Below are 7073 nucleotides of genomic sequence, written 5' to 3' on the forward strand. Positions count from 1 at the left end.
GGCGGCGGCCGGCTCCGCCGTGCTGGTCGGCCGCATGGGGGTCGAGGCGCTGGCACGCCGCCCGGTCCTCCGCCTCGCCTGCGCCAGCGCGACGGGATCGGCGATCGCCGTGCTGCTGGCGCTCGACCTGCTCGGCCTGCCGGTGCAGCCGACGTTCGGCCTGATGGACGCGGCGGCCAAGCGGGGGGCCTTTGCGTCGGGCGAGGCGGATTTCGTGCTGCTGCATGGCCCGGACGTGCCGCGGCAGGTCGCCGCCTATGTCGCGCTGGGCGCGCAGCCGGTGTTCAGCCTCGGGGCCACCGATATCGACGGGGCACAGGTGCGCGACCCGCTGTTCCCGGACCTGCCGACGGTGGTGGAGCTGCATGGGCGGCTGCGCGGCGCGGCACCGTCCGGGCCGCTGTATCAGGCATGGCGCGCGACCGTCGCGGCGACCGAGCTGACGTTCGGGCTGATGCTGCCGCCGCTGACGCCGGCGTCGCTGGTCGCCGTGTGGCGGCGCGCCGGCGACGAGGCGGTGGTCGCCCCGGCGCTGGTCGCGGAGACGACGGCCCATGCCGTGCGTCCCTTGCCGCCCGCCGCCGCCGCGGCGGCCACCCGCCTGCTTGCCGCCTCGCCGGCGTCGCTGCTGGAGCTGCGGAGCTGGCTGGCGATGCGGTGGAACTACCGTCCCACCTGACCGGGCTTCACCGCGCGTCAACCATCAGCGCCCAGTCTGGTGCGTGCGTTCGTGGCGGCGTGCCCGGCGCGGCGGCGGGACGGGGGCGCGGGGATGGCGGCATCGCAGGATGTGGCGGATGGGGCGCCAGATGGGACACCAGATGTGGCGGCTTCGGCCCGGGACGTGCCCGATCCGTGCATCCGCCACGATGCCGCGCTCGGGCTGGTCGTGATCGAGCTGCGCGACCGCGCCGGTGCCGTGATCCGTACCCTGCCGAGCGCGGCGCAGATCGCGGCCTATCGGCGCTGGGTGGACACCGGCGACGGCCCCGATCCGTTTGCCCCCGATCCCGGCGCAGTCGCTGCCGAAGCGCCCGCCGGCTGACGCGCCCCCGATCGGAACGCCGGCGTTGGGACACCCCTGAGGGCGACTGCCGGCGCGCGGTCGATCACGGCCGCGACGCGGCCTATGCTCGCCGTCAATAAGCCGGGGAGGATGGCATGCCGCGTCACGGTCGCGTCGGGTTCGGCCACATGGAGGAAGTCGTGTTCGGCGTCGCCGCCGCCGAGGGCGTCGCGGCGCAGGTGACGCGGGTCGGGGCCGCGCGCGCGCTGCTGATGGTCAGCGCGTCGCTGGAGCGTGGGACGGACGAGATCGCGCGCATCCGCGACGCGCTCGGCGCGCGCTGCGCCGGGACCTATAGCGGGATGCGGCCGCACACGCCGCGCGCCGACGTGCTCGCGGCGACGCGGCAGGCACGGGCGGCCGGCGCCGACCTGCTGCTCACCGTGGGCGGCGGCTCGCTGACGGACGCGGCCAAGGCGGTGCAGCTCTGTCTCGCCAACGACATCGACACGATCGAGGGCATGGACGCGCTGCGCCCGGTGCGTGGGCCGGACGGCGCGCTGGTGCCGCCGCCCCTCAACGCGCCCACGGTGCGGCAGATCAGCGTGCCCACCACGCTGTCCGCCGGCGAGTTCAGCGCGATCGCCGGCGTCACCGACGAGCGGCGCCGGGTGAAGGAGCTGATGCGCCACCCGCTGGTGATGCCGCGCGCCGTCGTGCTCGATCCCGCGATCACGCGACACACGCCCGCCTGGCTGTTCCTGTCCACCGGCATGCGCGCGGTCGATCACTGCGTGGAGGGCATCTGCTCGGGCGAGGCGAACGAGTACGGCGACGCGCTGGCGCTGCGCGGCCTCGCGCTGCTGGCCTCTGGCCTGCCGCGCGTCGCGGCCGATCCCGGCGATCTCGACGCCCGCCTCGACTGTCAGACCGGGGCGTGGCTGTCGATGGGGCCGCTCGCCGCCGGCGTGCCGATGGGTGCCAGCCACGGCATCGGCTACGTCCTCGGCGCCGTGTTCGACATCCCGCACGGCCACACGTCCTGCATCATGCTGCCGGCGGCGATGCGCTGGAACCGGCCCGCCAACGCGGCGCGGCAGGTGCTGGTGGCCGCCGCCATGGGACATCCGGGCGCCGATGCGGCCGACGTCCTGGCCGATTTCATCGCCGGGCTCGGCATGCCGCGCTCGCTGCGCGCGGTCGGGATCGGCGCGGACCAGTACGACCGCATCGCGGAGCAGGCGATGGGCACGGCCTGGATACCGCGCAACCCGCGTCCCATCGCGGGGCCGGCGGAGGTGCGCGAGATCCTCGAACTCGCGGCCTGAGCGACGGGGTTCAGCGCGCGAGGGCGCGCGGCGGGGACCGGCCGGTGCCGTGCATGCGGCGTCGTCGCATGCGACAGGCGGGCCGACGTTGACACGGGCAGGTATCAACGATTGGAGTATTGCGCCGTCCGCGCACCGCCCCCGCAACGCCGTGCCCTTGGCGATGCCCCCGTGCCGATCGAGCCGTGCCGATTGACCCGTGCCGTCCCGCGACGTCGCCCCGATCGCACCCCGCGCCGCACACAGGAGATCGCCATGTCCGCGTCCCAAGGCCGTTTCGTCTGGTGCGAGCTGTGCACCACCGACGCGCCGGCAGCCTCGGCCTATTATACTGCGGTCGTCGGCTGGACCGCCGAGGACTCCGGCTTCGCCGACCGCAGCTACACGATCCTGCGCGCGGGCGAGGGGCGGATCGGCGGCATCTTTCCGTGGCCGCAGGCGGCGCTTGATGCCGGCGCGCGGCCGCAATGGCTCGGCTATATCTGGTCCGATGACGTGGACGCCGACGCCGCGCGCGTGACGGCGGCCGGCGGCACCGTCTCGCATCCGCCGAGCGACATCCCGGGCGTCGGTCGCTTCGCCCATGTCACCGACCCGCAGGGCGCGCCCTTCGTGCTGTTCCGCGGCCTTCCCCCCGACGACATGCCGACGCCGCCCGCGCCCGATGCCGCGGGGCATGTCGGCTGGCACGAGCTGTGCGCCGCCGAGCACGAGGCGGCGTTGGCCTTCTACGCCGCCCTGTTTGGCTGGACGCGCGGGCAGCCGATCGACATGAACGGGATGGGCACATATCAGCTCTTCGACCATGGCGGCCGCGCGATCGGCGGCATGATGACGCGCTTCGATGCCGCGATGCGTCCGGCCTGGCGCCACTATTTCAACGTGCCCGACATCGACGCCGCATCCGCGCGCGCCACGGCGCAGGGCGGACAGGTCGTGCGCGGCCCGGACCAGGTGCCCGGCGGCAGCTGGATCATCCATGCGTTCGACCCGCAGGGCGCGGCCTTCGCGCTGGTCGGCGCGCGGCCAGGTGCTATCGCGTGAAATAGTCGAGCAGCGTCATCCCGACCAGGATCGCCACCCAGGCGAAGCCGAGGCCGGAGAAGAAGCGGGTGAGCGGCGGCTCCTGTGGCACCTCCATGGAGAACAGCAGGACCGTCGCCACCATCGCCGCCAGCAGCACCAGCATGATGACCGAGGAGGCGGACGACGGCGCCACCACGCCGAGCACGACGATCGCCCCGAGTCCCACGAGCAGCGCCGCGAATGCCGCGACGGCCACGCGCATGTGCCGCAGCAGGCCGCCGAGCGACGGCTCCGTGTCCGGCGCGCTCACCGTGGCACCACGTAGATCAGCGTGAACACCATGATCCAGATCAGGTCGATGAAGTGCCAGTACAGGCCATAGACCTCGATCCAGTTCTGATGCCGGTGCAGGAAGCGCGGCTTGCGCGCGATCCATGTCATGCCGAGCAGGATCGCCACCCCCGTCGTCAGGTGCAGGGCGTGCAGCGCGGTCGTCAGGAAATACAGGTCGATATACAGCCGCGTCGCCGGCTCCCCCGCCAGCGCATAGGGCCGGTCGAGGAACGGCGTCATGTGTTCCAGATAGTCCTGATAGTACTCGAACCCCTTGAGCAGCAGGAACAGCGTGCCGAGCGCCGCCGTCGCCAGCAGGCAGCGCAGCATCCAGCGCCGCCAGCCATGGCGCGAGGCGGTGATGGCGCCGGTCATCGTCAGGCTGGAGCAGATCAGCACCGCCGTGTTGGCCGCGCCGATCCAGACCTTCAGATGCCGCGCCGCGCGCGCGACCGCCGCCGGATGCGTCACGTGCAGCACGGCGGCGCAGAGGAACAGCCCCGCGAACAGCAGCAGCTCCGTCAGCAGCCAGGCCCACATGCCGAGCTGTGCGGCGTGGCGCTGCTGCGTCGCGTCGGCGAATTGCTCCGCGACCTCGATCCCGACGCCCTCGGGCGCGGCGACGCTAGCCGACATGCGCCGCGCCGTCGTCATCCGCCGGCGGGTCCGGATAGGCGTAGGGTTCGAAATCGACGATCGGCTGCCGGGCGAAGTTGTGCGCGGGCGGCGGCGACGGCGTCGTCCATTCAAGCCCGCGCGCGCCCCATGGATTGGCGCTCGCCCGCTCGCCGAACCACAGCGACCAGATCAGGTAGACCATCGGGAACAGGTAGCCCGCGGCCAGGATGGTCGCCCCGGCCGAGGAGAGGATGTTGAGCAGCTGAAACTCCGGCGGGTAGTCGTGATAGCGCCGCGGCATGCCGAGATAGCCGAGCAGGAATTGCGGGAAGAACGTCACGTTAAAGCCGATGAAGATGAGAAAGGCGGAGATGCGTCCCCAGGCTTCGGGATACAGACGCCCGGTGAACTTCGGCCACCAGAAATGCAGCCCGCCCAGGAAGGCGAGCATCGTGCCGCCCACCATGATGTAGTGAAAATGCGCGACCACGAAATAGGTGCCGTGGACATGCTCGTCGATGGCCAGGGTCGCGAGGAACAGCCCGGTGAGGCCGCCGAGGACGAACAGCCCGATATAGCCCATCGCGTACAGCATCGGCGTCTGCAGCCGGATGCGGCCCTTATAGATGGTCGCCGTCCAGTTGTAGACCTTCACGGCCGACGGGACCGCGACGGCGAAGGACAGGACCGAGAACACCACCGCCGCCCCGGTGCCGATGCCGTTGACGAACATGTGGTGACCCCACACGACGAAGGTGATCGACGCCAGCCCGATCGTCGCATAGGCGATGAAGCGATAGCCGAAGATGCGCTTCTGGGCGAAGGCGGGCACGATCTCGCTGATCACGCCCATGCCCGGCAGCACCATGATGTAGACCGCCGGGTGCGAATAGAACCAGAACAGATGCTCGAACAGCACCGGGTCGCCGCCCAGCGCCGGGTCGAACACGCCGATGCCGAAGGCGCGCTCCATCAGCAGCAGGATCAGCGCGATGGTGATCACCGGCGTCGCCAGCAGGAAGATCAGGCTGGTCGCGTAGTGCGTCCAGACGAAGATCGGCATGCGGAACCACGTCATGCCCGGCGCGCGCATGGCATGGATCGTGACGACGAAGTTCAGGCCCGTAAGGATCGACGAGAAGCCCACGATGATCACGCCGATCAGCGCCGGGATGACATAGGTGTTGGAGAACGTCGTGCTGAACGGCGCATAGAACGTCCAGCCGGTATCGACGCCGCCGATGATCAGGTCGGCCAGGGTGAACAGCGCGCCGCCCACGAAGATATACCAGCTCAGCAGGTTGAGGCGCGGGAAGGCGAGGTCGCGGGCGCCGATCATCAGCGGGATGAGGAAATTGCCGAACGTCGCCGGGATCGACGGGATCAGGAAGAACCAGACCATCACCACGCCATGCACGGTGAAGATCTTGTTGTAGGTGTCGTTGGTGAAGATCTCCCCGTTCGGCACCACCAGCGACAGGCGGATCAGCCCCGCCGCGATCGCCCCCACCACGAAGAACGCGGTGATGGCCGCGAGATACAGCAGCGCGATGCGCTTGTGGTCGGTGGTGAGGAACCACGAGCGGAGCGTGTGGCTCTCGTGCAGGTAGTCCGGCGGCCGCCCGATCGTCGCGGGCGCCGGCGCGGGATCGCGGAATGCCCGCTCCGATGTGCTCATCGCGACGCCTCCGCCGCCGGATCAAGGCTTTTGATGTAGGCGATCAGCCGGAACAAATCGTCCTCGCTCACCACGCCCTTGAAGGGCGGCATGACGGCAGGCTGGCCGGGCACGCGGGTGCTGTCCGGGTCGAGGATCGCGCTGCGCAGATAGGTGTCGTCCACATAGGCCCCGTTCGCCGCGACCTGGCCGTACAGCCCGGCGAGCGCCGGGGCGGCGACGGTGCCGCCGTCGTGGCAGCCGGCGCAGCCATAGGACGCGAACAGCCGCCGGCCGGCGCTGACGATGCGCTCGCCGTGATGGCTGCGCGCGAGCCACGCGGCATAGTCGGCCGGCGTCATCACGTACAGCAGCCCGACCATGGTGGAGTGATCGGTGCCGCAGAACTCGCTGCACAGCAGCCGGTAGGTGCCCACCCGGTCGGCGTTGAACCAGAGCTGCGTGTAGCGACCGGGCAGCGTCTCCATCTGGATGCGCAGCGCCGGCACGTACAGCCCGTGGATCACGTCCTGGCTGATCATGTTGATCAGCACCGGCTGGCCGGCGGGTACGTGCAGGTCGTTGATCTCCGCCTGTCCGCCCGGATGCTCGAACTTCCACATCCATTGCCGCCCGATCGCCTCGATCCGCATGGCGTTGGCCGGCGGCAGCTTCTGATCGACGAACAGCCGCATGCCCCAGACGAAGAAGATCAGCGTCAGCACGAAGGGGATGATCATCCAGCCCAGCTCGATCATCCGGTCATGCCCGTGGCGCAGGCGGCGGTTAGCGGTTTTGCCGTCGCGGTAGCGGAGCGCGAACCAGGCGATGCCCAGGAAGATCGGCACCACCAGCACGAGCGTCAGCGCGGTGAACGACCAGATGAGATGGTCGGCGCTGGTCGCCGCGGCCGAGGCGGCGGACGGCCAGAGCGAGAGCGCCTGTTGCTGCGGGTTCATGGCGGCGGTCCCAGGCCGGCGCCGACGGTCAGGTCCATGGCGCGCGCCAGCGGGATGCGCGCCCGGGCGTGGACGTCGCCGATCCAGGCATAATGCGACAGCAGCGCGTCCTCGCGCGCCCGCAGATGCGCGAGATCGGCGAGCGG

General features: G+C 70.7%; 7 protein-coding genes and 1 pseudogene. 4 read left to right on the plus strand and 4 right to left on the minus strand.

Annotated elements, in window-relative coordinates:
- From B8460_RS21675 to B8460_RS05640, 4 genes and pseudogenes are all read left to right on the plus strand, one after another.
- Nucleotides 1-679 (plus strand): annotated as a pseudogene (locus B8460_RS21675) (hypothetical protein); the annotation flags it as partial.
- 93 nt (nucleotides 680-772) lie between these two features.
- A complete protein-coding gene (locus B8460_RS05630; RefSeq protein ID WP_148360389.1) occupies nucleotides 773-1045 on the plus strand; it encodes a hypothetical protein in 273 nt (90 codons plus the stop codon).
- A gap of 116 nt (nucleotides 1046-1161) precedes the next feature.
- Entirely contained in the window at nucleotides 1162-2334 is a 1173-nt protein-coding gene (locus B8460_RS05635) for an iron-containing alcohol dehydrogenase (RefSeq protein WP_048860605.1), read from the plus strand.
- A gap of 255 nt (nucleotides 2335-2589) precedes the next feature.
- Nucleotides 2590-3378 (plus strand): VOC family protein, encoded by a 789-nt coding sequence (locus tag B8460_RS05640; protein ID WP_048860606.1) that lies wholly within the window; start codon nucleotides 2590-2592, stop codon nucleotides 3376-3378.
- Here the strand turns inward: B8460_RS05640 and B8460_RS05645 are convergent.
- From B8460_RS05645 to coxB, 4 genes are read right to left on the minus strand one after another with little or no spacing between them, the layout of a single operon-like run.
- Complete coding sequence (locus tag B8460_RS05645) at nucleotides 3368-3670, minus strand: hypothetical protein (RefSeq protein ID WP_199445555.1); 303 nt, start codon at nucleotides 3668-3670, stop codon at nucleotides 3368-3370. The genes B8460_RS05640 and B8460_RS05645 overlap by 11 nt on opposite strands.
- A complete protein-coding gene (locus tag B8460_RS05650; protein ID WP_048860610.1) occupies nucleotides 3667-4329 on the minus strand; it encodes a cytochrome c oxidase subunit 3 in 663 nt (220 codons plus the stop codon). Before B8460_RS05650 ends, B8460_RS05645 begins: the two co-directional genes overlap by 4 nt.
- Entirely contained in the window at nucleotides 4319-5989 is a 1671-nt protein-coding gene (gene ctaD, locus B8460_RS05655; protein ID WP_048860607.1) for a cytochrome c oxidase subunit I, read from the minus strand. Before ctaD ends, B8460_RS05650 begins: the two co-directional genes overlap by 11 nt.
- On the minus strand, nucleotides 5986-6927 hold the full coding sequence (gene coxB / locus B8460_RS05660; RefSeq protein WP_048860608.1) for a cytochrome c oxidase subunit II: 942 nt from the start codon (nucleotides 6925-6927) through the stop codon (nucleotides 5986-5988). Before coxB ends, ctaD begins: the two co-directional genes overlap by 4 nt.
- Nucleotides 6928-7073 lie beyond the last annotated feature (146 nt).

Origin of the sequence: Acidisphaera rubrifaciens HS-AP3 (assembly GCF_000964365.1) — a bacterium.
GTDB classification, from domain to species: domain Bacteria; phylum Pseudomonadota; class Alphaproteobacteria; order Acetobacterales; family Acetobacteraceae; genus Acidisphaera; species Acidisphaera rubrifaciens.

Excerpts from the sequence above, each read along its gene's own strand:
- B8460_RS05630 (WP_148360389.1), top strand. The coding sequence starts at position 773 with ATGGCGGCATCGCAGGATGTGGCGGATGGGGCGCCAGATGGGACACCA.
- B8460_RS05635 (WP_048860605.1), top strand. The coding sequence starts at position 1,162 with ATGCCGCGTCACGGTCGCGTCGGGTTCGGCCACATGGAGGAAGTCGTG.
- B8460_RS05640 (WP_048860606.1), top strand. The coding sequence starts at position 2,590 with ATGTCCGCGTCCCAAGGCCGTTTCGTCTGGTGCGAGCTGTGCACCACC.
- B8460_RS05650 (WP_048860610.1), bottom strand. The coding sequence starts at position 4,329 with ATGTCGGCTAGCGTCGCCGCGCCCGAGGGCGTCGGGATCGAGGTCGCG.
- ctaD (WP_048860607.1), bottom strand. The coding sequence starts at position 5,989 with ATGAGCACATCGGAGCGGGCATTCCGCGATCCCGCGCCGGCGCCCGCG.
- coxB (WP_048860608.1), bottom strand. The coding sequence starts at position 6,927 with ATGAACCCGCAGCAACAGGCGCTCTCGCTCTGGCCGTCCGCCGCCTCG.